22 protein-coding genes and 6 pseudogenes are annotated in these 26682 nt (G+C 62.5%); 12 read left to right on the top strand and 16 right to left on the bottom strand.

Annotated elements, in window-relative coordinates; translation table 11 throughout:
• Nucleotides 1-524 precede the first annotated feature (524 nt).
• The 10 genes from M0D43_RS03525 to M0D43_RS03570 all read right to left on the bottom strand — a co-directional run bounded on the left by M0D43_RS03525 (nucleotide 525) and on the right by M0D43_RS03570 (nucleotide 13029).
• Nucleotides 525-1250, bottom strand: coding sequence for a YiaD family glycine zipper/OmpA-like lipoprotein (locus M0D43_RS03525; RefSeq protein ID WP_101363245.1), 726 nt, complete (start codon nucleotides 1248-1250; stop codon nucleotides 525-527).
• A 271-nt stretch (nucleotides 1251-1521) separates the two neighbouring features.
• The gene (locus M0D43_RS03530) at nucleotides 1522-2940 is read right to left on the bottom strand and encodes a cryptochrome/photolyase family protein (RefSeq protein ID WP_260807935.1); all 1419 of its coding nucleotides are present in this window, start codon (nucleotides 2938-2940) and stop codon (nucleotides 1522-1524) included.
• Between the two features lie 102 nt (nucleotides 2941-3042).
• Nucleotides 3043-4473 (bottom strand): replicative DNA helicase, encoded by a 1431-nt coding sequence (locus tag M0D43_RS03535; RefSeq protein ID WP_046963458.1) that lies wholly within the window; start codon nucleotides 4471-4473, stop codon nucleotides 3043-3045.
• Between the two features lie 221 nt (nucleotides 4474-4694).
• Entirely contained in the window at nucleotides 4695-5249 is a 555-nt protein-coding gene (locus M0D43_RS03540; RefSeq protein ID WP_101363248.1) for an NADPH-dependent FMN reductase, read from the bottom strand.
• A gap of 169 nt (nucleotides 5250-5418) precedes the next feature.
• Nucleotides 5419-7359, bottom strand: coding sequence for an asparagine synthase (glutamine-hydrolyzing) (asnB, locus tag M0D43_RS03545; RefSeq protein WP_260807937.1), 1941 nt, complete (start codon nucleotides 7357-7359; stop codon nucleotides 5419-5421).
• 2 nt (nucleotides 7360-7361) lie between these two features.
• A complete protein-coding gene (locus M0D43_RS03550) occupies nucleotides 7362-7532 on the bottom strand; it encodes a hypothetical protein (protein WP_260807938.1) in 171 nt (56 codons plus the stop codon).
• Nucleotides 7529-8167, bottom strand: coding sequence for a glutathione S-transferase family protein (locus M0D43_RS03555; protein ID WP_252163573.1), 639 nt, complete (start codon nucleotides 8165-8167; stop codon nucleotides 7529-7531). Before M0D43_RS03555 ends, M0D43_RS03550 begins: the two co-directional genes overlap by 4 nt.
• 125 nt (nucleotides 8168-8292) lie before the next feature.
• Nucleotides 8293-10836 carry a DUF3857 domain-containing transglutaminase family protein gene (locus M0D43_RS03560; protein ID WP_260807939.1) on the bottom strand — a complete coding sequence of 848 codons (2544 nt, stop codon included), beginning with the start codon at nucleotides 10834-10836 and terminating at the stop codon, nucleotides 8293-8295.
• 80 nt (nucleotides 10837-10916) lie between these two features.
• Nucleotides 10917-12092, bottom strand: a complete 1176-nt coding sequence (locus tag M0D43_RS03565; RefSeq protein ID WP_252163575.1) for an acyl-CoA dehydrogenase family protein — start codon at nucleotides 12090-12092, stop codon at nucleotides 10917-10919.
• A gap of 145 nt (nucleotides 12093-12237) precedes the next feature.
• Nucleotides 12238-13029: a glycine zipper 2TM domain-containing protein gene (locus tag M0D43_RS03570; RefSeq protein WP_252163576.1), complete on the bottom strand. Its 792-nt coding sequence runs from the start codon at nucleotides 13027-13029 to the stop codon at nucleotides 12238-12240.
• Between the two features lie 145 nt (nucleotides 13030-13174).
• Here M0D43_RS03570 and M0D43_RS03575 point away from each other — a divergent pair, with 145 nt between their 5' ends.
• Together M0D43_RS03575 and M0D43_RS03580 are read left to right on the top strand one after the other, a co-directional pair.
• Nucleotides 13175-13390 carry a DUF6116 family protein gene (locus tag M0D43_RS03575; RefSeq protein ID WP_260807941.1) on the top strand — a complete coding sequence of 72 codons (216 nt, stop codon included), beginning with the start codon at nucleotides 13175-13177 and terminating at the stop codon, nucleotides 13388-13390.
• Nucleotides 13390-14157 carry a TatD family hydrolase gene (locus tag M0D43_RS03580; RefSeq protein WP_260807943.1) on the top strand — a complete coding sequence of 256 codons (768 nt, stop codon included), beginning with the start codon at nucleotides 13390-13392 and terminating at the stop codon, nucleotides 14155-14157. Before M0D43_RS03575 ends, M0D43_RS03580 begins: the two co-directional genes overlap by 1 nt.
• Before the next feature lie 61 nt (nucleotides 14158-14218).
• Here the strand turns inward: M0D43_RS03580 and M0D43_RS03585 are convergent, their stop codons facing one another.
• Nucleotides 14219-15049 carry a tRNA threonylcarbamoyladenosine dehydratase gene (locus M0D43_RS03585; RefSeq protein ID WP_260807945.1) on the bottom strand — a complete coding sequence of 277 codons (831 nt, stop codon included), beginning with the start codon at nucleotides 15047-15049 and terminating at the stop codon, nucleotides 14219-14221.
• Between the two features lie 74 nt (nucleotides 15050-15123).
• Here M0D43_RS03585 and M0D43_RS03590 point away from each other — a divergent pair, with 74 nt between their 5' ends.
• Nucleotides 15124-15552, top strand: coding sequence for a cytochrome c (locus M0D43_RS03590; RefSeq protein ID WP_260807947.1), 429 nt, complete (start codon nucleotides 15124-15126; stop codon nucleotides 15550-15552).
• A 131-nt stretch (nucleotides 15553-15683) separates the two neighbouring features.
• On the top strand, nucleotides 15684-16163 hold the full coding sequence (locus M0D43_RS03595) for a glycine zipper 2TM domain-containing protein (RefSeq protein WP_252163581.1): 480 nt from the start codon (nucleotides 15684-15686) through the stop codon (nucleotides 16161-16163).
• Between the two features lie 242 nt (nucleotides 16164-16405).
• Here the strand turns inward: M0D43_RS03595 and M0D43_RS03600 are convergent, their stop codons facing one another.
• Nucleotides 16406-16621, bottom strand: coding sequence for a cold-shock protein (locus tag M0D43_RS03600; RefSeq protein ID WP_003483561.1), 216 nt, complete (start codon nucleotides 16619-16621; stop codon nucleotides 16406-16408).
• 228 nt (nucleotides 16622-16849) lie between these two features.
• Between M0D43_RS03600 and M0D43_RS03605 the strand changes: the two genes are divergently transcribed.
• Together M0D43_RS03605 and M0D43_RS03610 are read left to right on the top strand one after the other, a co-directional pair.
• A complete protein-coding gene (locus M0D43_RS03605; protein WP_252163582.1) occupies nucleotides 16850-17335 on the top strand; it encodes a DUF456 domain-containing protein in 486 nt (161 codons plus the stop codon).
• 103 nt (nucleotides 17336-17438) lie between these two features.
• Nucleotides 17439-17641: pseudogene (locus M0D43_RS03610) on the top strand (IS5/IS1182 family transposase); the annotation flags it as partial.
• 127 nt (nucleotides 17642-17768) lie between these two features.
• Here the strand turns inward: M0D43_RS03610 and M0D43_RS22115 are convergent.
• Nucleotides 17769-17879 (bottom strand): annotated as a pseudogene (locus tag M0D43_RS22115) (IS5/IS1182 family transposase); the annotation flags it as partial.
• Nucleotides 17880-18101: 222 nt separating this feature from the next.
• Here M0D43_RS22115 and M0D43_RS22120 point away from each other — a divergent pair.
• A pseudogene (locus M0D43_RS22120) lies at nucleotides 18102-18262 on the top strand (DNA-binding protein); the annotation flags it as partial.
• A 353-nt stretch (nucleotides 18263-18615) separates the two neighbouring features.
• Here the strand turns inward: M0D43_RS22120 and M0D43_RS03620 are convergent.
• Nucleotides 18616-18747 (bottom strand): annotated as a pseudogene (locus M0D43_RS03620) (helix-turn-helix domain-containing protein); the annotation flags it as partial.
• Nucleotides 18748-18929: 182 nt separating this feature from the next.
• On the opposite strand from M0D43_RS03620, the gene M0D43_RS03625 reads away from it, so the two are divergent.
• The 3 genes and pseudogenes from M0D43_RS03625 to M0D43_RS03635 form a co-directional block, all read left to right on the top strand.
• Nucleotides 18930-21494: a pyridoxal-phosphate dependent enzyme gene (locus M0D43_RS03625; RefSeq protein ID WP_260807951.1), complete on the top strand. Its 2565-nt coding sequence runs from the start codon at nucleotides 18930-18932 to the stop codon at nucleotides 21492-21494.
• Complete coding sequence (locus tag M0D43_RS03630) at nucleotides 21491-22153, top strand: GNAT family N-acetyltransferase (RefSeq protein ID WP_260807953.1); 663 nt, start codon at nucleotides 21491-21493, stop codon at nucleotides 22151-22153. Before M0D43_RS03625 ends, M0D43_RS03630 begins: the two co-directional genes overlap by 4 nt.
• Before the next feature lie 95 nt (nucleotides 22154-22248).
• Nucleotides 22249-22410, top strand: a pseudogene (locus tag M0D43_RS03635) (transposase); the annotation flags it as partial.
• Between the two features lie 74 nt (nucleotides 22411-22484).
• Here the strand turns inward: M0D43_RS03635 and M0D43_RS03640 are convergent.
• Nucleotides 22485-23147 (bottom strand): annotated as a pseudogene (locus M0D43_RS03640) (IS630 family transposase); the annotation flags it as partial.
• 89 nt (nucleotides 23148-23236) lie between these two features.
• Between M0D43_RS03640 and M0D43_RS03645 the strand changes: the two are divergent.
• Entirely contained in the window at nucleotides 23237-24613 is a 1377-nt protein-coding gene (locus tag M0D43_RS03645) for an IS5 family transposase (protein WP_260807955.1), read from the top strand.
• Here M0D43_RS03645 and M0D43_RS03650 read toward each other — a convergent pair.
• Entirely contained in the window at nucleotides 24572-25024 is a 453-nt protein-coding gene (locus M0D43_RS03650) for a helix-turn-helix domain-containing protein (protein ID WP_260807957.1), read from the bottom strand. The two genes, M0D43_RS03645 and M0D43_RS03650, sit on opposite strands and share 42 nt — an antisense overlap.
• A gap of 322 nt (nucleotides 25025-25346) precedes the next feature.
• On the opposite strand from M0D43_RS03650, the gene M0D43_RS03655 reads away from it, so the two are divergent.
• Nucleotides 25347-26480, top strand: a complete 1134-nt coding sequence (locus tag M0D43_RS03655) for a phospholipase A (RefSeq protein ID WP_260807959.1) — start codon at nucleotides 25347-25349, stop codon at nucleotides 26478-26480.
• The last annotated feature ends 202 nt before the right edge of the window (nucleotides 26481-26682 follow it).

A 26682-nucleotide genomic window follows, 5' to 3' on the forward strand; every position in this document is an offset into this window, starting at 1 on the left:
GGCGGCATCCATGCCGCCAACGGTCCCGCAATCGGCGAGGGCACCACACCAGCACGTTGGTCGTTGCTTCGAGAAAAACTGCTCGTGTTACGAAGCGATGGTGAAGCTTCTTGATTGGGCACTGCGAACTAGCCGCAACTCGCCACCAGCCAGCGACCGTCGCTTCATCAACGCACCGACCATCGTGACTGATCCTTGCCCGCTCACCGTCGCGGGACCCTTGGCGGCATGGAGGCTGCCAAGGAGCCTGTAAGGACGTACTTGTGGCGTGTCCTGCGATGGTGGGCGGGCAAGGGCCCTGCAGCAACACTCAGATGCGCAGTTCTGCAGACGCACCAGCCGATGACGCGAGAAGGGCCGAAACCTCACAACCGTGCACACCAGCCGCTCTAAACCGAAGCGATTGGCTTCGCTGCTCTTGATCACACACCATGCGGAAAAAAGGCCGCTTTCGCGGCCTGTTTTCAGTACATCAGTACATCGCGGGTGAGTCATCCGACTCGCCACGATTCACTGCATCACACTCAACGCATGCCGGTAGTGCTGGCCGCGCCTTCGGCACGTAACGGAATCAGGCGGATTTCGACGCGACGGTTCTTCGCGCGGCCGGCATCGGTGGTGTTGTCGGCAATCGGATAACGCTTGCCCGCGCCCATGGTTTCCATGCGCTCGCGCTGCACACCCTGCGCGGTCAGGTACTGCGCCACTGCACCGGCGCGCTCTTCGGACAAGCGCTGATTCACTGCATCGCTGCCGACGCTATCGGTGTGCCCAACCACTTCCACCATGGTCTGGTTGTACTCGCGCAGCGTGGAGGCCACGCCGTTGAGCGCGGTATAGAACTCAGGCTTCAGTGCAGACTTGCCGAAGTCGAAGGTGATGCCGTCCGGCAGGTTCAGGCTGATGTTGTCGCCCTGACGCTGTACTTCGATACCGGTGTTGGCGGTGCGCTCGCGCAACGCGCGCTCCTGGCGATCCTGGTACTGGCCGATTGCCGCGCCGCTCAGTGCACCGATACCGGCGCCGACCATTGCGTGCTGACGACGCTCGGTGGCGCTATCGCCGGTGAGCAGGCCTGCAGCCACACCAATGGCGGTACCGATCAGCGCATTGCGGCCGGTCCGATTCTGCTGTTGCGTCTGGTCGCCGTACTGATCGCGCTGTACGTACGAGCCGCCGGTGGCGCAAGCGGACAGCGCAATCGCGCTGGCCAGGGCAACGGAAAGACTCTTGGTGGCTGCTGGGGACATGGTGTTCTCCTATGGCCGGACCATCCGGCACTCAATCGTATGCGCGAGGATAAACAGCCCCACGCGACTGCCGCATGATGAAGAACGCCGCACCACGCGCGCAGCGGGCATGCCATTCAGGAAAACGTTTTCGGCGTGGACACGCCACAAGTGCGCCATCACATTCGCACGCGCACGCGCGGCGATACACGCGCACGCTGCCCCGTACCAACTCTTCAGGCAACGCGGCGTGCGCTGTAGAAACAAGCACACACGCATCAATCAGCTACGACTACGCGCGCGATTTTGCATAGGCTGCCAGCGCCGCGTCGCGTCCCTCGGCTAGGCCAATGATCGGTGCGCGCGGGTACTCTGGTGCGAAGCGTGCGAGCGACAACGGATGCAACCAGGGCGCGAAGCGTTCTTTCACCGCAAGCTTGCCCAGCTCGGGCACCCAGCGCGTGATGTAAGTCGCTTGCGGATCGAATTTTTCCGCCTGCGTCACCGGGTTGAACACGCGGAAATAGGGCGCTGCATCGGCGCCGGTGCCGGCCACCCACTGCCAGCCCAGCGTGTTGTTGGCCAGGTCCGCATCCACCAAGGTGTCCCAGAACCAACGCGCGCCTTCGATCCAGTGGATGCGCAGATGCTTGCACAAAAAACTGGCGACAATCATGCGCACGCGGTTGTGCATCCAACCGGTGTGCCAGAGCTGACGCATGCCGGCGTCGACGATCGGAATGCCGGTACGACCACGTTGCCAGGCCTGCAACGCAACCGGATCGACCTTCGCCCAGTCGAATCCTTCGAAGCGCGGATTGAGATTCTGGTTGGTGGTGTCCGGAAAGTGATGCAGCAGGTGATACGCAAAATCGCGCCAGCCCAGCTGGCGGATATAGCCATCGATTTCCGCGCCATTGCGCGCATTGCGATGCGCTTCAAGGGTGCTGGCAATGCGCCAGGGCGCGATCTCGCCGAAGTGCAGATGCGGCGAAAGTTGCGAGGTGCCAACACGATCGGGACGGTCGCGGTTTTCGCGATACCCCGATAGCGCCCCATCGATGAAGATCTCCAGCATTTCGTGCGCGCCGGCTTCACCGGGCTGCCAGTGCTCCCAGAAGCCCTGGTCCCAGCTCAAGTTCGGCGCCAACTGCAGCGTGTCGAGTGCATCTGTCTTCAACGTCGCAGGCAGCGGCGGCAGGCTGCGCGGCGCAGGCGCTGCGGCGGGCAATTGCAGCTGCGTCAGCGCATTGCGCCAGAACGGCGTAAACACCTTGTACGGGCCGCCCTGCTGCGTGGACAGCTGCCACGGCTCGAACAGCAATGCGGAGTTGCAGCTCTGTGCCTGGATCCCGCGCTCGCGCAATTCACGTTTGATCTGCGCATCGCGCGGCTGCGTGGCCGGCTCGTATTTGCGGTTCCAGTACACCGCCACCGCGCCAGTTTGCGCGATCACCTCATCCAGCACCTGCGCACTGTCGCCAGTACGAATGACCAGGCGACTGCCACGCGCTTGCAGTGCATCATCCAGCGCTGCAAGCGAGCGATGCCGCCAGGTGCGCGATGCGGCGCCGGGCCTCCATTGGCCTTCTTCGTGCGGTGCGTCGATGTACAACGCAATCGGGTGATGCCCGGCATCGAGTGCGGCACGCAAGGCCGGGTTGTCCTCCAGACGCAGATCGCGACGGAACCAGACGATGGCGTATGACATACGAACTCGGCAGCGAACGATGAGGCTGGGCAGCATATGCCAGCGGGCGCAACGATGGCGCGATGCCGGGCAACGGATGGCCGCCCAGCGGGTCCACTGCGCTTACTCGAAACTGCCCACCGAGTCGTGCGCCAGATTGTCGAACCGGGTGTACTCACCGAAGAATTTGAGCTTACACGCACCGGTCGGGCCGCCACGGTGCTTGCCGATGATGATCTCGGCCAGGCCCTTGTCCGGCGAATTTTCCTTGTTGTAGTAATCGTCGCGGTAGATGAAGACGATCATGTCCGCGTCCTGCTCGATCGCGCCGGATTCGCGCAGGTCGGCCATCACCGGGCGCTTGTCGGTGCGGGTTTCCAGCGAGCGGTTGAGCTGCGACAGCGCGATCACCGGCACGTTGAGCTCCTTGGCAAGCCCCTTGAGACCACGCGAGATTTCCGAGATTTCGGTCGCGCGGTTTTCGCTGTTGCCCGGCACCGACATCAGCTGCAGGTAGTCGATGACGATCAGGCCCAGGTCGTGTTCGCGCTTGAGCCGGCGGCATTTGGAACGCAACACTTCCGGCGAGACACCCGGGGTGTCGTCGATGAAGATCTTGGTTTCCTTGAGCATCTTGATCGCGCCGGTCACGCGCGCCCAATCCTCGTCTTCCAGTGCACCGGTACGCAGGCGCTGCGCATTGATGCGGCCATTGGAAGAGATCAGACGCATCGCCAGCTGCGAGGCCGACATTTCCATCGAGAACACCGCCACGCCCTTCTTGGACTTGATCGCGGCGTATTCGGCGATGTTCAGCGCAAAGGTGGTCTTGCCCATCGCCGGACGCGCGGCCAGGATGATCAGATCGGTCGGCTGCAGGCCGGCGGTCATCGCATCGAAATCGGTGTAGCCAGTCGGTAACCCGGTGATATTGCCGCCATTTTCGAAGCGATTACGCAGTTCTTCGAAGGCGTCCTTCAAGGCGCCCGGCATCGCGACGAAGTCGGTGCGCCCGCGCGCGCCGGCTTCGGCGATCTTGAACACCGCTTTTTCCGCAGCCGACAGCAGCTCCACGCTCTCGCGGCCCTCCGGCTGAAAGCCGTCGTTGACGATGGTGGTGCCTACTTCGATCAACTGCCGCAGCACCGCCTTGTCGCGCACAATCTCCGCATACGCGGCGATGTTGGCGGCCGACGGCGTGGTGCTGGCCAGCTCGATCAGGTAGGCGCCATCGCCCACCTGCTCCAGCTTGCCCTGCGATTCGAACCACTCGCCCAGGGTCACTGCATCGAACGGGCGGTCTTTCTCGTTCAACTCGCGAATCGCGCGGTAGATCAACCGATGGTCACGTCGGTAGAAGTCGTTTTCGGTGAGCTGGTCGTTGACGCGGTCGAACGCGTCCGGCGCCAGCATCAAGCCCCCCAGCACGGCCTGCTCGGCCTCCACCGAATGCGGCGGCACCCGCAACTGGTCAATCCGCGGCTCGGGACGATCGTAATCGTCGTCATCGCGATCGCGATTGCGCTTGGAACGGAAACCAGGACGAGCGGACATGGACAAACACACCTGACGCGGGGAGACGAGGGCAGGAAGCATAGTCACCGACGGCGCCGACGACCATGCACAACTCTGTGGATAACTGGTGTATAGCCGGTGTATCAGCGTTCTACGCGCCGGTCGTCGCAGATGCCGAGACCCTTGTGCCGCCTGGATTTTCACCCCTCCACCAGGCCCAGCAGGACGCCGCCCGCGAGTGCGGCGCCGCTGTGGTCAACTCAGCGCTTGAGCTGCCCGATCAGGCCCAGGAACTGGTCGATGAAGCCCTGCAGGAACTTGCGGCTGTCGGCGTTGGCGATCTGATCGCCGGGCCCGAACAGGCCGTCCTTGTACTGCAGGAACACCTCTGGCTGGCCAAGCACGTGCATGTTCAGATACGCCAACACGTTGCGCAGATGCTGCTGCGCAGTAGCAGTGCCGATGGCGCCGACCGAGATGCCGACCACCGCCGCCGGCTTGCCGGAAAACGCGCTATCGCCATAGGGGCGCGAGCCGGTGTCGATGGCGTTCTTGAGCACGCCGGGAATCGAGCGGTTGTATTCGGGGGTCACGAATAGCACCGCATCAGCAGCGCGGATCTGCTGCTTCAGGCGCGTGCCTTCGGCCGGGTAATCGCCATCGCGGTCCTGGTTGTACAGCGGGATATCGCCGATTTCCAGGTACTCGAACACGGCCTTGTCGCCGGCCAGATGCTCCAGCGCACGCGCCAGCTGACGGTTATACGACTCTGCGCGCAGGCTGCCGACCAGCACGGCAATGGTGAGCTTGCTCATGGGAATCTCCGTGAAAAACAAGGATCCACCCTACCCAGCCCGATGCTCAGAGCTGGTGAAACCTCGCCGGCATCGGCGACCCAAGCGCCAGTGGATGCACGCGGCGGCATCTGCGCGCACAAGCGCTAGAACCCACTGCCACCCCGTGTCCACACCGCAACGCCACGCATCAGCGCGTTATGGCGGCCCGCTGTGCGCGCCAGTGCGCCTGCCAGGCCTGGAACATCAGCACCGTCCACAGGTGCGTATGCCATTTGCGCTCGCCACGGTTGAAGTCGCGCCACAAGCCAGCCACGGTGTCGGCAGCGAACACGCCCTCGCGCTGCAGCGCGCCGTGTGCCAGCAGATCGTCCGCCCAGCCGTGCAGATCGCCGCGCAGCCATGCACTGACCGGCGCGCCGAAGCCGCGCTTTCCGCGGTACACCATCGCGTCCGGCAGGTAGCGGCATAGCACGCGCTTGAGCAGATATTTGCTGACCCCATCGCGGTACTTCAGCGACAGCGGCAACGACCAGGCGAATTCGGCCACGCGCCAGTCCAGCAGCGGCGCGCGCGCTTCCAGCCCCACCGCCATGGTGGTGCGGTCCACCTTGCACAGCAGATCGTCGGGCAGGTACGCCGCGAAGTCGGCCAGCATCATCGCGTCCGCCGGGGTGCCGGACCCATGCAGCGGGTCAGCCAAGCTGTAGAAACTGTCGGGTTCGGTCGCCCCCAGCACCACCGCGGCCGGGTCGCGCCAGCGCGAAATGCGATTGCGGTAAATGTCCCCGATGCCGCGCGCGCCGGCCTCGGCCACCAGCGCAGCCAACCCACCGGTGCGTGAGGATTCGCCATTGCTGCGCGCTGCCACCGCCATCAGGCGACGCAGCGGGCCAGGCACCAGGCCATGCATGCGCCAGTTACGCAGCGCACGTTGATAGCGGCCATAGCCGAAGAACAATTCGTCGCCGCCGTCACCGGACAGCGCCACCGTCACCCCACCACGCGCCAGCCGTGCCACCAACGCAGTCGGTACTTGCGAAGCATCGGCGAAGGGCTCGTCGAACATGTCCGGCAAGCTCGGCACCACCGCCAGCGCATCAGCGCCGCTGACATAGAGTTCGGTGTGGTCGGTGTGCAGATGCGTGGCGACTTCGCGCGCCAGCGGCGCTTCGTCGTGATGCGAACCTTCGAAGCCAATGCTGAAGGTGTGCACGGGCTGCGCACTCTGCGCCTGCATCATCGCGGTGACGATGGACGAATCGGTACCGCCGGAGAGGAATACGCCTACCGGCACGTCGGCCACCATGCGCAAGGCCACCGCATCGCGCAACACGCTATCCAACTGCTCTTCGGCCTGCGCGTCGCTGCCGGTGAACGGCACAGCGAGCGCGCGTTGCATCGCCTCGCGAGCGTTCCAGAACGGTTGTTGCACCTGATCGGGACGATGGGCGGTAGCGCCAGCCGCCACAGCCTGCGCATCCATGCGCAGCACACGGCCAGGCATCAACTTGAAGGTGTGCTCGTGGATGCAGGCCGGCGCCGGGATGTAGCCCAGCCGCAGCAGCAGCGTGAGCGCATTGCGGTCGACGCCGTTGTCGAAATCCGGGTGCTGCCACAAGGCCTTGAGTTCGGAACCGAACACCAAGGTGTCGCCGGCCCACCCGTAGTAGAGCGGCTTCTTGCCGACGCGGTCGCGCGCCAGGAACAGGCAGTTGTCGCGCTCATCCCACAACGCAATGGCGAACATGCCGTTGCAACGGGTCAGCGTGTCCTCCAGGCCCCACTCCACGACGGCCGCCAGCAACACTTCGGTATCGGAGTGGCCGCGGAAGCGATGCCCGAGCGCGGACAGTGCCGCGCGCAGCTGCGCAAAGTTATAGATCTCGCCGTTGTAGGCCAGCACGTAGCGGCCATCAGCCGAGCGCATCGGCTGATGGCCCAGCGGCGACAGATCAAGAATGCTCAAGCGCTGATGCGCCAGCGCCACACCCGCCTGCGCATCGCACCAGGTGCCTGCATCGTCCGGGCCACGATGGCGCAACGCGGCGCCCATCGGCCGCACCAGCGCATCAAGCTGTTCGCCATGCAGACGCGGCGAAGCCAGCAACAGTCCTGCCAATCCGCACATCGTCAGTGCTCCTGCGTGCCGGCAATGGCTAGTCGCCGGGCGTCGCCGACACGCGTCACGCGCAGCGCGCGCGCGCGCATGGCGAATGCCGATGGAAGAAAGTGCAGCCCAGAGTCCGCCAAGTGCGCAGCAGTGCTGCCGGCAGCACCGTGCAGGTCGCGCGCACGGCTCATGCCGTCACCGAGGCAGCTGCCGGCATCGGCACGAAGCGCGGCAGCACCTGAACGCGTTGCAACCATGCCGTGATCGCCGGCCAGCGCTCCAGATCGAAACCGCCGTCTTCGGCGCAATGGGTGTACGCAAACAGCGCAATATCGGCGATGCCGTAATCGCTGCCGGTGAACCAGGCGTGCTCCTGCAGGTGCTGTTCCATCACTGCCAGCGCCTGCTCTCCACGCGTGCGCAGCTGCGGCAACTCGGCGCGGCGTGCGGCATCGCGCGGCGTCCACAGGCTGATGAACCGCGCCACCGCCACATACGGCTCATGGCTGTATTGTTCGAAGAACATCCAGCTCAGCGCCTGCGCGCGCTGCCACGCGTCGGTGGGCAGATACGGGGTGCCTTCGGCCAGCCAGAACAGGATGGCGTTGGATTCGGTCAACACCCGACCGTCGTCGCGTTCGACCATCGGCACCTTGCCGTTGGGATTCTTGGCCAGGTACTCGGGCGTGCGGGTCTGCCCGGCCACGCTATCCACTTCCACCCAGTGATAGCGGCTGCCCAGTTGTTCCAGCAGCAGGCGCACCTTGTAGCAATTGCCGGAACTGGACATGCCATGGACAGTCAGCGGGGGACGCACGGTCGACATCTAGCTGGCTCCGCGGCAGCAACGAGGGGCTGGCAGTGTCACAGCCCGGCGTGCCTTTGCAAAGCCCTGCATGCAGCAGTGGCACGCCGATGCCACGCTTGCGTGCGCTGCCGCGCAGAGCGCGTTCAGGCCAATGCCGCCACCGCCACCGGCACACTCAACACGGCGATCAGGATGCCCAGTGCCGAAACCGTCAGCGCCCAGGCACCGAATGCGCGCGTACGCGCACAGCCGCTAGCAGCAGCCACCGCCTGCACTGCGCAGACCGACCACCACAGCGCGCCTAGCATCAGCAGCAAGATGCACGTCGCCAGCTGCGCCATGCCGGCCGGATCGGTCGCACCAGTGCGCAGCAACGCCACTTGGCCCTTGAGCGCGACCACCGACGCCAGCAGGCAGACCAGCCACGACAAGGCACAGCCCGCCATCGCCGGCAACACGTGCGTGAGCTGCGTGCCGCTGCCCATCCAGCGCAAGATCTGCTTGAGCAGCACGCATCCCAGCAGGGCGATTGCCACGAACACGATGATGCCACCGGCCTTGGCCCACCATGGCAGCGCGTGCAGCCACACCCATGCCGACAGCAGCGTGGTCGCCGCGAACGCGGCCCAGGCGCTCCACCGCAGCCCAGCGTGCTGCGGCATCCGTATCACCGTGGCATAGGGATCGAACATGATTCCGCCCAGCCCACCGCCGCGCCACCAGAGCAGGCACGCCACCAGTAGCACCACCAAGGCGATCAAACCGGCCAGCGGGTAGCTGAGCGCGCGCCAGTCGGGCGGCTGCGCGCGTCGTTGCGGCTTGAGATCGTGATTGAAGTACAGCAGGTCGCGCGCGCGCTCCATGTCGACCGCAGCACGCGCCACGCCGTTGGCCGGAATACGGTCGGTGAAGCGCTGCCACTCGCCCACGATGACCATCTTTCCGTCGCGCATCGCGATGCTGCGCGAAAAGCGGAACCACGGGTTGGCGATCACTTGCGTGTCCGCTTCTACCTGCGTCGCCGGGTCGCTGTGCACACGCACGGTCTGCCGCGCCAGCCGCGGGCCGCCCAGCGCCAGCGGGCTCTTACGCGCTTGCTTCGGTAGCGCATCCATCCACTCGCCGAGCTGGAACAATGGGAAGCCCAGTTCATCGCCCTCTTTCGCCGGCCACTCCAACCGGTAGGCCTCATGCGTGCGCACATTCAGTGGGTCGGAATCATCGATGCTCGGCACGCTGACCTGCGTCAGCGCGGTGTAATACTGCTGCATGAAGTCCAGATAGCGTTCGCCCACCGTCTGCGCACCATCGTCGTCGAAGCTGCTGGCGACACGCTCGCCGCGGCCCTGGCGATAGATGGTGTCCACCGTGAAGCTCGCCCAGCGCTGCGGCTTGCGCAGCGAAACGGTGACTTCTTCGTTCACTTCGATTTGCGGCAACGCGGGCATCGGCGCTGGCACCTCAACCAACGTGCCCTGCCCTGCAATCACCGGCAAGCCGCGCACGAACGGCAGCGGCCGGCGTTGCGCCAACGGACCGTCTTCGCGGTCGCGCGTGGCATCTACCCACACCTCGCCCTGCGGCAGATGTGCGCGCACCACCACGTGATCGAATGCGTACGGACTGGGTAGCCGCTTCTCCAGCCCGTGGCCGTTGTCGCTGTTGACCAGCACCGGCTCTGCGCGGATGCCGGCCAATTGCAGCAGTGCGATCAGCAGCGTCGCCTTGTCCTTGCAGTCGCCGTAGCGGTTACGCAGCGTGACTTCGGGCGCGTGCGGGGCATGCGAGTTTTCACCCATGTCCAGTCCGACGTAGCGGATCTCGCCCTGCACAAATGCCACGGCGCGCAGCAGCGCATCCTGCGGGTCGTCGCTGCGCAGCTTCAGGCTCTGCACCATCCTGGCGGCCACCTGCGCGTCCTTGAACGACCCCGGATAGAGCTGTGCCGCCCAGGCAGCCACCGTGCCCCAGCTACCGGCAGTGGACACTTCAATCAACCCATAGGGGTCGACATCCTGCGGGGCGTCTTTTTCCTCCTGCACCGCCGCGACGTTGCTCGCGCCGATGTTCAACAGCGTCACCCCATCGACCGTGCGCACATTGCGGCCAAAATCCGGCGCGCTAATACGCCACTGCAGCGACATGGCGGCGGGATAGCGCACACGCACCCGGCGCTCGCCCAGCGGCACGCCGTAGCGCGCTTCGAACACGTCGTAATAGCCTTTGCCGAACACCGGATTGCTGCCGCTGATGGTCACGCCATAGTCGACACGGTCACCCACGCGTAGATCCGGCAAGGTGATCGACAGCGTCAGCGCGCCGTCGATCAACCCACTCTCCAGGCCGCTTTCGCGCCGCAATCTGGCGTAATGCGCCTGGGTGCGCATGTCGATGCGCTTGCCGGCGCGCCAGACGTCCAGGCTGTTGAGTTCCAGCTGCTGGTATTGGGGCTGATAGTCGATGGAAATCTGCCCGGCTTCCTCCAGGCTTTTGGCGCGCTGCACGGTATAACTGAGCCGGCGGTAGGCTTGCGGCACGCTGCCGGTCAGATCGACCTGGTCGGACACCAGCTCATAGCGCAGCCCAGTGGCACCAGGCACGTTTTCGGGCACGGCATCGGCCACTACCCACGCTGGCGTCGGCGCCATGCGTGGCGCCTCGTTGGCCTGCGCTGGCGCGATTACCATGCCGGCGAGCGAACACACGGTCCAGAAAACGCCGCGCAGGCGTCGCATCCCATCCTTGCTGATCAATCACCCACTCCTCGTCAAAACGCATTGAGCCCTGTCAGCGCACGTCCCACCACCAACTGATGCACGGTTTCGGTGCCCTCGTAGGTGATCACCGATTCCAGGTTCAGCGCATGCCGGATCGCCACATGCTCTGTGGTGATGCCGGCCGCACCGAGCAGGTCGCGGCATTCGCGCGCCACATCCAGCGCCATCCGACAATTATTCCATTTTGCCAGCGAGATCTGTTCCGTCCGCAGCCTACCGGCTTCCTTCAAGCGGCCTAGCTGCAAGGCGAGTAGCTGGGCGGTGGAAATCCGCCGCGCCATGTCGGCCAATTTGATCTGCGCGCTCTGCGTGGCCGCCAGCGGCCGGCCGAACAGGATGCGCTCACCGGCATAGGCCAGCGCCTCGCGCAGGCACGCCACTGCCGCGCCGATCGCGCCCCAGGCGATGCCGTAGCGCGCCTGGTTGAGGCAACTCAGTGGCGCCTTCAAACCGGCCGCCTCCGGCAGCCGCATCTGCTCCGGCACGAACACGTTGTCCAGGAATAGGCCCGAGGTAACCGACGCACGCAGGCTCATCTTGTGGCTGATGTCGTGCGCGCTGAAGCCGGCGCTGTCGGTCTCGACCAAAAAGCCGCGTATGCCATCGTCGGTGTGCGCCCAGATGATCGCCAGCCCGGCAATGCTGCCGTTGGTGATCCACATCTTGGCGCCGTTCAAGCGCCAGCCGTCGCCCTCGCGCACCGCGCGCGTCGTCATCGCGGCAGGATCCGACCCGCCCTGCGCCTCGCTCAGGCCGAAGCAACCGATCACCCGGCCGGCGGCCATCTGCGGTAGCCAGCGTTGCCGCTGTTCGTCGCTGCCATAGGCGTGGATGGGATACATGCACAACGAAGACTGCACGCTGACGAAGCTGCGCAGCCCGCTGTCGCCACGCTCCAGCTCCTGGCAGATCAGTCCGTAAGACACCGCGCCCAGACCCGCACCGCCATCGTGTACCGGCAGACTGGCGCCCAGCAACCCTAATTCCGCCAGTTCCGGAATCCACTCGCGCGGGAAGCGCCCGGCATCGAAGGCGTCGCCGATCGCCGGCACCACCCGCGTGTCGGTAAAACGCGCTACCGCCTCCTGCACCGCCCGCTCTTCGTCGGTGAGCAGCGCGCGTACGTCGAACAGGTCATCAGGGCGTACCGGCATGTTGGCTTCCATCGCAAGCGAAGCAGCGATTATCTGCCAGTTGCCGGCCGAACATCGTGGTGCCGGTCGGCCCGGGGGATGGCACAAACGAAAAGAGCCGGCAATGCCGGCTCTTTTCTCATCACTGCGCTACCTGCGCATCGCTTCTGCTCACCCGTTACTGCCGGGTGCTCAAACCATCCTGACGCACGTTGGAGTCGCCCGCCGTCGATGCCATCTGCGTCACCAGCTGACCATCGACAACCGGCAGACGGTCGCTCGTCGGCTTGTCGTTCATGCGCACGGTCTTTTCGAAACCGTCGTAGCGGTAGGTGACGTCATAGGCCACCACGTTGTCGGCATCGCCCAGCGAAATACGCTCGCCCGGCTTGCTGTCCATGCGCATGGTGCCGGTGGTGCCATCGGCATTGCGGTAGGTCACGTCGTAGCCGACCACACGCGAGGACTGCGAGTTGGCATTTTCGGTATGGCACTGACGCTCGGTGCGATCGACCACGCGGCCGCCGACGTGGTCGCGGTCGATGCGATTACCGATGAAGCCACCGCCCACCGCGCCTGCGGCGGTCGCCAGCTTGCGCCCGTTGCCGCCGCCCACCTGGTTGCCTATCAGGCCACCGATGACCGCGCCGGCCACGGTGCCGCCGACATTGCCATCACGCTCGGGCAGACGTTCCTGCACCACCACATCGCGACACACTTCGCGCGGCGAGGTGCTGGTGGTGGTTTCGCGGATGGCGTTGCTATTAATCACCTGCGCGTACTGCGGCTCACGCTGGGTGATCGGAGCCACCTTGACCACGTCGGCATATTCCAGGCCACGCGGCGCCGGCTGGCCATTGGCCACGAAATCGCCGGACGACGGACGGTTATTCATAAAAGCGGCAGTGGCCACGCCTCCGACCAGCAAGGCACCAGCAGCGACCAGTATAGTTGTCGTGTTGCTCTTCATAACCAGCTCCCTGCGGACGCACCGCATTGTTGACGGCCGTGATTCCAGCATGGGAAGCCTGAACGAAAACGCCCTCACTCATGAACGCGACGGTTAAGTTCAGCTAGCGGTTACTTCATGCATCTCTAACAGCCGGAGCACTCGCATGCGAAATCCCCTTGCCGCACGCGCCCTGAATTGGGCCAGCACGCTGCGTTATCCCACCTTGTTCAAGCTAGCCGCCGCGCTGTTTCTGGTGGACTTGGTCATCCCAGACCCGATCCCGTTCCTGGACGAATTGCTGTTCGGCCTGACCACACTGCTGCTGGCCAACTGGAAAACCCGCAAGGCACCATTGCCGGCACCGGTGCGCCGCGACTGATGCAGCTGATCGACAGCCACTGCCATCTGGACGCAGACGAATTCGACCACGACCGCGCTGCGGTGATTGCGCGCGCGCAGGCCGCGGGGGTCATCCAGCAGGTACTGCCGGCGATCACCGCTGCCAGCTGGCCAGGTCTGCGCGCGGTCTGCACGCAAGCGCCCGGCCTCTACCCTGCCTATGGCCTGCACCCGCTGTTTCTGGATCAACACCGCCCAGCGCATCTGGAGCTGCTGGCCGAATGGATCGAACGCGAGCGGCCGTGCGCGATCGGCGAGTGCGGTCTGGATTTTTTCGTCGACGGGCTGGATGCAAAGGCCCAGCGCGACTACTTCGACGGCCAGCTGCAGCTGGCCAAGCGCTTCGACCTGCCGCTGATCGTGCATGCGCGCCGCGCCACCGAGGAAGTCATTGCCCGCATCAAGGCGGTGGGTGGCCTGCGCGGTGTGGTGCATAGCTTTGCCGGCAGCCCCGAACAGGCGCAGCAGTTGTGGAAACTGGATTTCATGATCGGCCTGGGCGGCCCGGTGACCTACCCCCGCGCCAATCGCCTGCGCGGGCTGGTGGCCGGCATGCCGCTGCAATACCTGCTGTTGGAAACCGATGCGCCGGATCAACCCGACGCCAGCATCCGCGGCCAACGCAACGAACCGGCGCGCCTGCGCACGGTGCTGGATTGCATCGCCGAACTGCGCGGCGAAGAGTCTGCGCACATTGCTGCGCAGACCGCCGCTAACGCGCGCAGCTTGTTCGGTCTAGCGCACTGAGCGCAGCATGGGCGTCACCGCGGCCGCGTCGTCAACGCGACCGCGCAATGCGCACGCGACGTTACGCGGCTGCAACCGCCTCGGCTGCCGGCGTCGCCGCGGGGACCTTGGGCTTGAGCAACATCTCCAACGCCTTGCCCACCGCCACGAATGCGAAGGTGCCGGTGATATGCGTGGCCGCGCCCAAGCCTGCCCCGCAATCCAGCTTGAGCGTGGCATCGGCATCGAGCTGCGGGCGGATGCCGCAGACGCTGCCATCGGCCTGTGGATATTTGACGTTCTCCAGCGAATACACCGCCGGCACACCGAAGTAGCGCTGCGGATTCTTCGGGAAATTGAATTCGCTGCGCAGCTTCTTGCGGATCAGCGCCAACATGGCATCGTGCTCGGTGCGCGAAACGTCGCGCACGCGCACCAGGGTGGGATCGGTGCGGCCGCCGGCCGCGCCCACGGTCACCAGCGGCAGCTTGCGCCGCCGGCACCACGCAATGTTTTCCACCTTGACCCGGAAACTGTCGCAGGCATCAATGACCAGATCGAAGCCCTCGCCCAACAGCGTTTCGATATTGCCAGAGGTCAGAAACGCTTCCACCGCATCGGCTTCGATGTCCGGGTTGATCGCCACGCAGCGCTCGGCCATCGCGCGCGCCTTGTTGCGCCCGTACTGGCCGGCCAGCGCCGGCAACTGCCGGTTGGTGTTGGAAACGCACAGATCATCGGCATCGATCAGGCGGATATGCCCCACCCCGGTGCGTGCCAGTGCCTCGACCACCCACGAGCCCACACCGCCCATCCCAACCACCGCCACGCGGCACGCCGACAAGCGCTCGACCGTGCCGACTCCATACAGCCGGTCGATACCGGCAAAGCGTTCACGCCATTGTGCTTTCATCGGCCTATTTTACGCGCCTAGCCCAAGCCGCGCCCACGCCGCCACGATGAACGTTGCATCCCAGGAGCCACCTCATGCACGCCCCGCCTCCCAACCAATCCCGCGCGGCCCGTTACGCCTTCATGCTGGTGCTGGGCGGGCTGATCGGCCTGGTCGCCACTGTCATGGTGGCTAACGCGCTGCAGGCGCGGCGCGACCCGGTGCCCGACAGCCTGATGCAGGTCATGGCCTACCAGTTACGCGCGCTGCGAGCCAATACAGGTGCTGCCTGTACGCCGTCGCAGCAACAGCGCCGACTGCAATCGCTGCGCCTGCTGGCCGACGAGGTCGAGCCAGCATTTCCTGAGATTGGCGAAGACCGTCGCTTCGGCGAGCACGCACAGGCACTGCGCGCCGCGCTGGATCAGGCGCAGGGTCTGCCGCTGGCCGATTGCAACGCCATAGGCCACGTACACACCCGCATTTCCGAGGCCTGCGAGGCCTGCCATCGCGACTTTCGCTGAGGTTTCATGAAGACGGCGCTCGGGTTTCGTTAAGCCTGCAGTGAACCAGTTGGCAGACCGTTCACCTGGACCATCACAGGATGACGTCGCCGCGGCCCTGGCCGCCTTTTCGAACCACCCGGAGAGATCTCATGAAGACCCGACTGCTCGTCATTGGCCTGGCTGCAACCGCGACCCTGGTTGGCTGCGCCACCTCTCAGCCGCAATACGGCAGCTATCGCGGCGACCGCGGTTACGACCAGGGCTACTCGCAGACGCAGCGTTGCGTGGATTGCGGCATCGTGACCCGGATCGACGAAGTCGGCCCGACCCGCTCTGCGCCCACCGGCACCGGCGCGGTCCTCGGCGGCATTGTGGGCGCTGTGGCCGGCCGCCAGATTTCCAAGGACACCGGTGGTAGCACGGGCAACAAGAACGTCTCGGCGGTTGCCGGCGCTGCTGCCGGTGCGCTGGCGGGTAACGCGATCCAGAACAACGTCACCAGCTCCAGCTTCGACGTGCAGGTGCGCATGGACGACGGCCGCGTGATCGTGGTGAACCAGCGCGACCTGGCCGGCGTGCGCGAAAATGCATATGTGCGCGTGGTCAACGGCAAGGTCGTGTTGCGCTGATCCATGCGTGTCTGCGGCGGCGGTATCGCCGCCGCGTCGCCAACTAGCGATGCGTCGCATCCAAATCAAATGTCTCAACGTGCTTCGGGCTGGCGACGCGCCAGTTGCGGCAACAAACGCCCGGACCGGACCCGCACTTCACCCTACGAACTGCGTGCGGCGAGACAACAAGACCGAGAAAACAGAAAGGCCCGATCACGGGCCTTTCTGCTGTCTGCGTGATGCGCCTTACGCAATGGGCCTCAGACCACCTGCACTGCGTCAGCCTGCAGGCCCTTCTGGCCTTGCACGACCGTGAAGCTGACCTTCTGACCTTCCTTGAGGCTCTTGAAGCCCTGGATCTGGATCGCGCGGAAATGGACGAAGACGTCTTCGCCATTTTCGCGGCTGATGAATCCAAAGCCCTTGGCATCGTTGAACCACTTCACGACACCATTCTCGCGTTCGATGTTGGACATCTCGACTGACTCCCTACGACACTGTGATGGACTAGCGGTGGTGGCTGTGATTGCAAGGAGGAAGCGAGGTACAAGGATGTAGCGGATCGGACGATCTACCGCATCAGGCCACGATTCACGGTGACCTTTGCAAACAGCAGCGGCTGCAACTTAACCCGCACAAAACCAATTTTCAAGCACCTCTCGCACCTTTCTGTCAAGCGTGAAATAGGACATTCCTAAACCATCATGGACACCACCGTCGTTTACTACATCCTGGCTGCAGCGCTGGTGCTGATCGGTCTGGCAGGCGTGATCCTTCCTGCCCTGCCAGGCCTGCCATTGGTGTTCGCCGGCCTGTTGGTTGCGGCCTGGGCCGATAATTTCACCCATGTCGGCTGGGTCACGCTGGTCGTGTTGGGACTGGTCACTGCGCTTTCGTTCCTCATCGACTTCTTGGCCACGCTCTACGGGGCGCAGCGCGTGGGGGCCAGCAAAATGGCGTTGTGGGGTTCGGTAATCGGCGGCATTGCCGGCATTTTCTTCATGCCGGTCGGGCTGTTTGTCGGCCCGTTTGCTGGCGCATGGATCGGCGAGTACTACCAGACACGCAAGACCGGCCAGGCCACCAAGGTCGGCATCGGCACCTGGGTGGGCATCATGCTTGGCACCGCCACCAAGCTGGCGCTGGGTCTGTGCATGCTCGGCGTGTTCGCCATCGGCTGGTTTTTCTAGGGTGAGGCCTGAACAACCCATCTGATCCTGAGATCATCCCTCAACGAACAGACCGGACGATCCTGATGCAACTGACCTTCGGCGACGCAGATTACAACGGCAACGCAAGCGGCAGAGCCTGCGCGGCGGGACGATGGTCGATGCCACGATCATTGCTGCACCAGTTCGACCGATAACAAAGACGGCGAGCGCGATCCGGACATGCACCAGACCAAGAAGGCAACCAGCCCTTTGTTCGGGATAAAGGCGCACATTGGGGCGCACGATGAGTCGGGCCTGTTGCAGCACTTGGAATGCACGGCAGCTAAGGAAAGTCTGAACAAACCAACGAACCTCTCAAATTCCAGCCTCTTGCATATCAGTGACGCGCAAAATGTTGCGTTTGGTGCGATTTGTGAAACTTTCTAGCGGTTTTAGCTGCCGTCAGGCAGCACTATGCCCGGGCCGGCAGCAATTGCCGGCGCACCATCCACAGGTTCGACAGCGCAAACAAAGTCAGCACCTGTGCAGTGTTCTTGGCCAAGCCGCGATAGCGCACCTTGGTTTAGCCAAACTAGCGCTTGATCACGCGAACTGAAGCTGTTTGCGCTGTCGAACCTGTGGATGACGCGAACGCAGATGATACCTGCCACAGGCAAGATGTACCTGCGATGGTGGCAACGCCCCGCAACTGCACCGGAAACGGCGCAAAACCCAAGATCTGAGTGGGGTCAGGGCGACCGATATGGCTTGCCGCATCGTCCGGTCGCGTTGATCAGAATATCACCAAGCGCTGCAAGGCGTCCGAAGTGAACTTGCTGCGGCCCGGACTGACCTGATCCAGAAGCGCCAGCGCCGCGAACACGCCTAGATCAGCAGCAACCACTGCGCCCCGTTGGCCAACCCGAAAAGGCCATCTCAGCCGGTGCAATGCCAGCACTCAGATGATCAGCCGTTTGGCGAAGGCTCGGGACTTCCCCGCATCTGTGCTTCGCCTTCCCAACCAGAACTTCGGCCAGCCACAACGCGAATCGGACATATCTTCGCTACCGCTGATCAAGCACGCCGAGCATCAAGGCAAACCAAATATCCGGGGTACGCGACTGCAGCGCAACCGGCCTGCATTCATCCGCTATGGTTGTAAGCGCGATTTGGTAATTCTGCGCCTTGAAGGCTGGCGGAATACCTCCAAGCGGATCCATCGCGCCTGCAAGAAAAAGCTTGCCTTCAAGGCATTTTCGGCCGCATCGCAGTCGCAGCAGCCTTCGAAGGCAACCGATCAAGGTGGACACCGAGCCGATACGTTTTGAATTGAGGGGGACGTCGCTGGGCGCACGCTCCAGTACTTCGGCGATGACGCGCATCGACATCCCGGTTTCATACAACGCATGTAGACGGTATCGTTCCGATAGGTCCAGGCGGCTAGACGACATGGGCAACTCCACTTGGCTGTGAAGTCGCTCAGGTCAGGTCGCCTGGACCACTTCACAACCGTTGGTGTTGCGATCGTTGGTGTTGCGATCCAGAGTTGAAGCCGCCGCCCATCGACGTAAGGCCTGTCAGGCAGGCGACACCCACGGCAGCGCTCCGTAGAAAATAAGGATTCTCTAACTTAATGCAGACGACGACCAACCGCTCCGGTCCCGAGTTAATGGCACACTTATACGAGAATATTCGAAAAGCCTACCCGGCACTTTCTCGCCACCTCGTCAAAACTCCCTTAGTCGAGCTGCCTTGGCTTGGCGCAAACAACCGACGGGTGTGGGCAAAACTGGAGTGCATGCAGCGTACTGGATCTTTCAAATTGCGCGGGGCTTATAATTCTCTGCGCTTGCTTGCCCCCGGTGCCTTTGTCTATACGGCCTCGGCAGGCAATCACGGGCTGGCAATTGCCACATTGGCGCGCGAACTCGGCTTGCAGGCCAATATCTTCGTGCCGTTGAACGCTTCCGAAATTAAGATTCGTCGGCTGCGGGCAGTAGGGGCGCGAATCGTGCAGGGAGGTGCAGATGTCTCTGAGGCCTATGTCGCAGCACATCAGGAGGCACAGGAAAATGGCGGGTATTATATCTCTCCGTTCGATCACCCCGACGTGGTCGCAGGCCAAGGGTCACTGGCACTGGAAATCGCAGAGCAGGATGATCGGCGGTTTGATCACATCCTGCTGCCATTTGGCGGTGGCGGCCTGCTCACCGGTTTCGGCTGCGCGGCGGCCAAGCTATGGCCAGAGACAAGGTTGCATGGAGTGCATCCGGCTATTTTTGGTCGTAACCTACATAACGGCTTCGATGGTCAGCAGATGCTTAAAAGCGTCATGCCCACACTTGCCGATGGACTTGCGATCGAACACGAGCCATACAACTGGCTGTGGCCGTTGATACAGGCATTGGCACCCATTTTTCACGCAGTGCCTGAGGATCGCATCAAGACCAGCATGATGACGCTCTTGCATCAGGAAAGCATTCTGTCCGAGGGAGCGGGAGCCATTGCTTTGGCGCCCTTGCTGTTCGACGAGAGTCCTAATCTGAAAGGCGATATCCTGGTCCTTGTCAGTGGTGGCAATATTTCCGTTCCGCTGCTGGCGAAAGCCATGACTGCCGTCATCGAAGAGCCCAGACTGCGCAAGATAAACGGCCTGAGAGCAAGCACACTCGGCATTGAGCTGTCGGCCTCGGCGTCCGCGCCTGGCAAGACATCTCAGGCTGTCGAAAAGACAAGCACTTACAGCCCATCGCCAATCAGCGAGGCCACGCTTCTGTCGATGTGGCTGCAATTGGTAGATCGTGTAGAACAAGGCTTGGACAAGTTGCAAGCAACCCTGCAGCAACACCTATCGTTTGCCCTGCGCGAGTCGTTGCCAGTAGACCCCATAGTTGAAAGCTTCATGGGAGATGCGCTGGACAGCACCCGTAAAATGATCAGCAGTTGCCGCAGCCCGGGTCTGGACGGGCGTCAGGTTGCGCAGCGATATCGCTTGTTGATTCAAAATTTCGGACTCGCCCGCTCAGCCTTGAACTGGTGTAGTGCAAGTACCGATCAAAGCAGAGAGATCATGTTTTTCGATCCTGCGGACCTGCAAACCAGCTCTGTGAACTATGAACGCTATGGTTCGGTGGCCCTGCGCGAACTTGAACTGAACTTGGTGCGCGCGATCGGGTTTGGTGGAGGAGCGCACACAGCGCTGCTAACCTCCAGCGGCCAAGCGGCCTACTCGACACTGGAAAGCTATCTTTTACGCGAAGTCTTTCCAAAACACCCGGAAGTAGCCCGAGTGGCAAGGGTCCCCTATCTATACTTTGAAGCGCTGGAACAGCTGGAAGCACTTCCGCAGGTTTCAATGACTATCGCGGAGGACTGGAGCGTAGAGGCATTGATCGAATGCGTGGAGCGCACTGACAGCCATGTTGTATTCGCGGACCCCATGGCAAATATCGGTGAACTGCCCTGCTTTGATTTCCAAGCGCTGGCCAACGCCTTGCGTACCCGCGACTGGCGAAACCGCTGGCTGGTTATTGACGGCACCATGATCTCCGGTGGCTTCAACCCTTTCACGCTGTTCGATGCGCCACATCATCCACAAATTCTCTACTTCGAAAGCGGCAGCAAATACCTGCAGTTGGGACTGGATCTACAGATGCTCGGCGTGATTGTTTGCAGCGAGCAACATGCGCCTACCCTCGCCCGGCACCGACGCAACCTGGGCACTGGCTTATACCAAAATCAGGTAGCGCGCTTTCCGTTGTTCGACCGAGAGCAGCTGCTGCAACGCATGCAGCGCTTGACGCGCAACGCCGAGTATCTTGCGGCCTCACTGGACGCCATCGAGCACCCATGCAGTAAATTGCGTGCTGCCTATCCGCGCGACTGGCGTAAGCGACAGTGGAACCATGGTGGAGGTGTCGTCGCCATCACCTTTAGTGAGCCGGGCTTGAACAATCGGCACTGCTTGGAGGGCTTGATCGAACTCATCATCAACAGCTGCCGAACCTCAGGCGTATCGATCACCAAAGGTGTGAGCTTCGGTTTTGGCGTTACCCGTATTTCAGCTGCTGCGGCAATAGCAGAGTCAACAGATCCCTTCTTGCGCTTCTCGATGGGCGAAGAAGCCAGCGAACAGCTGGAACAGCTGGTCGCCTGCGTTACCCAGTCTATTTACACCTTTCTGGAAACCTTCGAATGAACCTCGACATCAGCTCCGACACCTCATTGATACATGCAAGATTACCTATGCGTGCAGGTTTATTGATTTTGCGCGATGCGACTCCGCAAGACGCCGACGCATTTGTCGAATACTGGACGGACAGCCCGAAGTCCTACCTGAACGTACTAGGTGTGGATACAGCACGCTTGGGCGATGCACAGCAAATTCGTGAACGATTTCTGCGTAATATACCGTCCAGCGAACCACTCGGACAATCAACCGTCATTTACTCTCTTTATCTGCACGACATGCTGATTGGTTACACTAATATCAATCGATACGACACTCAGGAAAATTACGTGCACCTGCACATCTACCGCAAAGCCTTGCGCAAAGCGGTAGACCAAGGCCCGAAAGCACAAACAACCGGAGGCGGCGTAGGGGCTTGCACCATAGGTTTGATCATAGCGCATTATCTGAAAAATCTTGACGTGGAGCGCCTGGTTATGCAGACACGCACTCGCAACATGCTTATTAACCGCGCACTGGACCTATATCTACCAGCTTCCAGGACGTGTTATTTCGAAAAGCCTGATGGCCTTTCCGCGCCTGGCGAGTTTCACGTTCGCTACGCCTATAGAGGCCAGCATCATTTTTACCAAGAGCGAGCACAGGTGTTGGCCAGACAAAAGAACTGAACCGTCCCGGGTTGACCCCCCCCCGGGAAACCGGGCCAACGTAAAGTAGAGACTTCGCCCCGCGTGGACTCCCGTGGATTACGAGGAATCAGGCGATGAAGAAATCCCGTTTTACCGAGGAGCAGATTGCGTACGCGCTCAAGCAAGCCGAGCTGGGCATGGCAGTCGGGGAGATCTGCCGCAAGCTGGGTATCGCGGAGGCGACGTTCTATGTGTGGCGCAAGAAAGACGGCGGGCTGGGCCCGTCCGAGCTCCGGAGCTCCGCGGCGTTTCGCCCTCTCAGGCCTCGTTGTTCAGGCCTTCCCTGGTGTCCCGTTCCGTTGATAACTTTGCATAGCCGTTCGATTTTGGCGAGGATCGAGTCAGCTGTCGCAGTCCATTTGAACGGTCGCGGATTTTGGTTGTGGTGTTCGACGAAAGCATTGATCTTGCGTTTAAGATCGACCACCGAGTCGAAGGAGCCGCGTCTGATCGCCCGTTGGGTGATCAGGCCAAACCAGCGTTCGACCTGATTGAGCCAGGAACTGTAGGTCGGCGTGTAATGCATGTGGTAGCGCGGCCGTTTGGCTAGCCATGCCTTGATCCTGGCGTGCTTGTGGGTGGCGTAGTTGTCGCAGATCAGATGCACGTCCAGATCCTGCGGCACCTGCGCGTCTACATGTCGCAGGAACGAGAGAAATTCCTGATGTCGGTGCTGGGTCTTGCATTGGGTGATGACGCTGCCGTTGGCGATGTCCAGCGCAGCAAACAGCGTCGTGGTGCCGTGGCGCACGTAGTCGTGCGTGATGCCTTCGACCTACCCCAACCCCATCGGCAGCACAGGCTGGGTGCGCTCTAAAGCCTGTACTTGGCTCTTCTCGTCCGCGCACAACACAAGCGCATGATTGGGCGGATTCAGATACAGGCCGACGATGTCGCGCACCTTCTCGATGAAGAACGGATCAGTGGAGAGCTTCAAGCGCTTGGAGCGATGCGGCTGCAGGCCGAACAACGTCATGTAGTCGCCCCTGAAAACCCCCAGACCACATCCATTGCAAGGCTTCATCTGCGTTTTCGGTGTGCTGGAATTGCCAGTTTTCGCCCATGCGTACACGCCGTCCTGCCGCCGAGCAGTTGCCTGCCGATGAGCTGTTTCGTTCGCGTCTGGAGAACCAGATCGACTTGCGCCATCCACTGGTCCAGTTGAGCCATCGGTTGCCGTGGAGTGCGTTGGAGCAGGCGCTATCGCCGCGGTTGCCGGCCACCACCGGCACAGGCGGTCGGCCCGCATTGCCGGTGCGTCTGATCGCCGGGTTGCTTTACCTCAAGCACGCCTACGACCTGTCCGATGAAGCGGTGTGCGGACGTTGGCTGGAAAATCCGTACTGGCAGTTCTTCACCGGCGAGGTGGTGTTCCAGACCTGCTTGCCGTGCGATCCCAGCTCCCTGACCCGTTGGCGACAGCGCCTGGGCGAAGCCGGTATGGAAGAGCTGTTGGCGCACACGATCAACACCGCTCACACGATGAAGGCGCTGGATGCACGTGAGTTGTCGCGGGTGATCGTGGATACCACCGTGCAGGAAAAAGCGATCGCCCATCCCACCGACAGCCGTTTGCTAGAGGTGGCGCGCAAGAAGCTGGTGCTGTTGGCCAAGCGACACGGCATCGCACTGCGACAGAGCTATGCGCGGCAAGGTCCGGCGTTGAGCCGCAAGGCCGGACGCTATGCGCATGCGCGCCAGTTCAAGCGCATGCGCAAGGTGCTGCGACGCCAACGCACGATCCTGGGACGCGTATTACGCGATCTGCAACGCAAGCTGGACCAGCTGGAACCCACGGTGCGTGAGCGCATTGGTATCTGGCTGGAGCGCGCACAACGGTTGTTGACACAGCGCCCCAAGGACAAACAAAGACGCTACGCCCTGCACGCGCCGGAAGTGGAATGCATGAGCAAGGGCAAGGCAAGCAGCCCCTACGAATTTGGCGTCAAGGTCGGCATTGCAGTGAGTGCGCGCAAGGGCTTGATCGTGGGCGCGCGCAGTTTTCCCAGTAATCCCTACGACGGCGATACGTTGGCCGAGCAACTGGAACAGGCGCGCGGGCTGCTGCAGGATGTGAATGTGATCCCGCAGGTGGCGATTGTGGATCTGGGGTATCGCGGGCGCGACGTGAAGGGCGTGCAGATCCTGCATCGCGGCCAAGCCAAGACGCTGACACGACGGCAATGGAGCTGGATCAAACGACGGCGAGCAGTTGAGCCGGTGATCGGACATCTGAAACAGGACTGCCGCTTGAATCGCTGCCATCTCAAAGGCGCCCAAGGCGATGCACTGCACGTGCTCGGCTGCGCCGCTGGCTGCAACCTGCGCTGGCTGCTGCGCTGGATCGCATTTTTGCGTGCTTGGTTGCAGGTGGTGCGGGCGCGTTCCTCAACGCCCTCAAGCACCATGTGGCCCGCAAACATGGCACTGGAGCTTTGAGAGGGGTTTTTCAGGGCCGACCATGTAGCGGTGGACGGTGGTGGAGAGTCCTGTCTCCTCCGCCAGCGTGCGTCGCGACCAGTGCGTGTTGCCGTTCGGCTTGCGCGTCAAAGCGGTATTGACCAGTTCGGCTACCTTTTCATCGCTGGTTGTGCGCGGCCGACCGTGCTTGAGTTCGTTGTGCAGGCCGGCAATGCCGCGCTCCCGATAGCGGGTACGCCACAACGTGACGGTTGGCCGGCTCACCCCGTAGCGATGCGCAATTGCCGTCTGCGGCTCGCCGTCGGCCATGCGCAGGATCATCTGCGCGCGGCGCGATAAGGCCGCCGGCAAACTCTGCGAGCGAGCCATCGACTCCAGTTGCAAACGATCGTCGGTACTGACAACCAACGGCTTGGCGGGCCTTCTCATGGCCGAGCACTCCGGTTTCCAAGAGTGCTTCTTTAGACAACGCCAGATAAGAAAAGTTACATGCGGAACGCGACACTAGCTCTTCGCAGCGTTTGGGGGCCGTGTACAGGATCTTCGTCCAGGATGCACGTAACAGCCACATGCGCGTATTGGGCGGGCGCAAGCAATGCGCATACCCACCGTCCGGACGATCATTTCAAGCCACCGCCGGGCGACGTAATCCGAATGTTATGCCACCGTGTACACACTGCACATGCAGACGCGACCGTTAAGCTGCGTGTCCCTGCGCCTGCCTGGCGCGTTTACCTCGGCCAGACTGCTCATGTCCAAGCACCGCACCCGCCCTTTGATGCTGATCGCCCTGGCCGCTGCGCCATTGGCGCATGCGCAGGAAATCGCACCGCAGCCGGCCTCGCCGCAAGCCTGTACCTCGGTCACGTCCGATGCCGCGCGTCTTGCCTGTTACGACAAGGCGCTGGGCTACACCCCACAGCTGACCGCGGAGGCGGATGCCGCAGCGCAATTGGCCAAGCAGAAGGAAGCCAAGTCCGACGACACGCGTACGATCAGCCGGGGCGGCGATTTCTTCCGCGCCGACGGCCAGGACCAACCGAAAGAAGAAGCGGTGGCCAATGCCGGCCGCGGCTCGTTGCTGGATCGACGCTGGGAACTGGCCAAGGACTCCAAGCTGGGGACCTTCCAGCTGCGTGGCTACAAGCCGGTGTATCTGTTGCCGGCGTTCTGGACCAGCGACACCAACCGCACCCCGCAGTCGCCGAATCCGGCTAACTCGGTCAACACGCCGCAGCAACTGGACAGCACCGAGCTGAAGTTCCAGCTCAGCTTCAAGACCAAGGTCGTGGAAGATCTGTTCGGCGACAACGGCGATATCTGGATGGGCTACACCCAGAGCTCGCGCTGGCAGGCCTACAACGCCGATGCGTCGCGCCCGTTCCGCGAGACCAATTACGAGCCCGAAGCGATGCTGGTCTTTCGCAACAACTACAGCATCTTCGGCTGGAAGGGGCGCATGAGCGGCATCAGCCTCAATCACATGTCCAATGGACGTGCCGACCCGCTGTCGCGCTCCTGGAACAGGGTGATCCTGAACTTCGGACTGGATCGCGAAAACTGGGCCCTGACACTGCGCCCGTGGTTCCGCATCAAGGAAGACCGCGCCGACGACAATAATCCCGATATCGAGGATTACATGGGCCGTGGCGACGCGACGCTGGTTTACAACAAGGACGGCCACGAAGTCGCGCTGATCGCACGCCATTCGCTGCGCGGCGGCGACCGCTCGCATGGTTCGGTGCAGCTGGATTACGGCTTCCCGATCACCAACCTGCTGCGCGGCCATGTGCAAGTGTTCGATGGCTACGGCGAAAGCATGATCGACTACAACCACAGGGCGACTTACATCGGCCTGGGCGTATCGTTGCTGGAGTGGTTCTAAGCGCGATGGAATCCGACAGGCGCGGATATCGGCTGATTTCCAGCATGCACCCGTGGTCGCTGGCAGCATGCGCTGGAGTTAATCGATAAAATCGCATGCGTTAATCCAATAGAAAAGCCGGCATGTGCGCATGCCGGCTTTTTTGTCTTGCACCACATGCCGACAGACACTTGGCCCGCCCTGCCACAGCAACATCATGTAG

Source organism: Xanthomonas prunicola, assembly GCF_025266575.1.
In the GTDB taxonomy this organism is placed as follows: Bacteria; Pseudomonadota; Gammaproteobacteria; order Xanthomonadales; family Xanthomonadaceae; genus Xanthomonas; species Xanthomonas prunicola.

Excerpts from the sequence above, each read along its gene's own strand:
- M0D43_RS03525 (WP_101363245.1), bottom strand. The coding sequence starts at position 1,250 with ATGTCCCCAGCAGCCACCAAGAGTCTTTCCGTTGCCCTGGCCAGCGCG.
- M0D43_RS03530 (WP_260807935.1), bottom strand. The coding sequence starts at position 2,940 with ATGTCATACGCCATCGTCTGGTTCCGTCGCGATCTGCGTCTGGAGGAC.
- M0D43_RS03535 (WP_046963458.1), bottom strand. The coding sequence starts at position 4,473 with ATGTCCGCTCGTCCTGGTTTCCGTTCCAAGCGCAATCGCGATCGCGAT.
- M0D43_RS03540 (WP_101363248.1), bottom strand. The coding sequence starts at position 5,249 with ATGAGCAAGCTCACCATTGCCGTGCTGGTCGGCAGCCTGCGCGCAGAG.
- asnB (WP_260807937.1), bottom strand. The coding sequence starts at position 7,359 with ATGTGCGGATTGGCAGGACTGTTGCTGGCTTCGCCGCGTCTGCATGGC.
- M0D43_RS03550 (WP_260807938.1), bottom strand. The coding sequence starts at position 7,532 with ATGAGCCGTGCGCGCGACCTGCACGGTGCTGCCGGCAGCACTGCTGCG.
- M0D43_RS03555 (WP_252163573.1), bottom strand. The coding sequence starts at position 8,167 with ATGTCGACCGTGCGTCCCCCGCTGACTGTCCATGGCATGTCCAGTTCC.
- M0D43_RS03560 (WP_260807939.1), bottom strand. The coding sequence starts at position 10,836 with ATGGTAATCGCGCCAGCGCAGGCCAACGAGGCGCCACGCATGGCGCCG.
- M0D43_RS03565 (WP_252163575.1), bottom strand. The coding sequence starts at position 12,092 with ATGGAAGCCAACATGCCGGTACGCCCTGATGACCTGTTCGACGTACGC.
- M0D43_RS03570 (WP_252163576.1), bottom strand. The coding sequence starts at position 13,029 with ATGAAGAGCAACACGACAACTATACTGGTCGCTGCTGGTGCCTTGCTG.
- M0D43_RS03575 (WP_260807941.1), top strand. The coding sequence starts at position 13,175 with ATGCGAAATCCCCTTGCCGCACGCGCCCTGAATTGGGCCAGCACGCTG.
- M0D43_RS03580 (WP_260807943.1), top strand. The coding sequence starts at position 13,390 with ATGCAGCTGATCGACAGCCACTGCCATCTGGACGCAGACGAATTCGAC.
- M0D43_RS03585 (WP_260807945.1), bottom strand. The coding sequence starts at position 15,049 with ATGAAAGCACAATGGCGTGAACGCTTTGCCGGTATCGACCGGCTGTAT.
- M0D43_RS03590 (WP_260807947.1), top strand. The coding sequence starts at position 15,124 with ATGCACGCCCCGCCTCCCAACCAATCCCGCGCGGCCCGTTACGCCTTC.
- M0D43_RS03595 (WP_252163581.1), top strand. The coding sequence starts at position 15,684 with ATGAAGACCCGACTGCTCGTCATTGGCCTGGCTGCAACCGCGACCCTG.
- M0D43_RS03600 (WP_003483561.1), bottom strand. The coding sequence starts at position 16,621 with ATGTCCAACATCGAACGCGAGAATGGTGTCGTGAAGTGGTTCAACGAT.
- M0D43_RS03605 (WP_252163582.1), top strand. The coding sequence starts at position 16,850 with ATGGACACCACCGTCGTTTACTACATCCTGGCTGCAGCGCTGGTGCTG.
- M0D43_RS03625 (WP_260807951.1), top strand. The coding sequence starts at position 18,930 with ATGCAGACGACGACCAACCGCTCCGGTCCCGAGTTAATGGCACACTTA.
- M0D43_RS03630 (WP_260807953.1), top strand. The coding sequence starts at position 21,491 with ATGAACCTCGACATCAGCTCCGACACCTCATTGATACATGCAAGATTA.
- M0D43_RS03645 (WP_260807955.1), top strand. The coding sequence starts at position 23,237 with ATGCGTACACGCCGTCCTGCCGCCGAGCAGTTGCCTGCCGATGAGCTG.
- M0D43_RS03650 (WP_260807957.1), bottom strand. The coding sequence starts at position 25,024 with ATGAGAAGGCCCGCCAAGCCGTTGGTTGTCAGTACCGACGATCGTTTG.
- M0D43_RS03655 (WP_260807959.1), top strand. The coding sequence starts at position 25,347 with ATGTCCAAGCACCGCACCCGCCCTTTGATGCTGATCGCCCTGGCCGCT.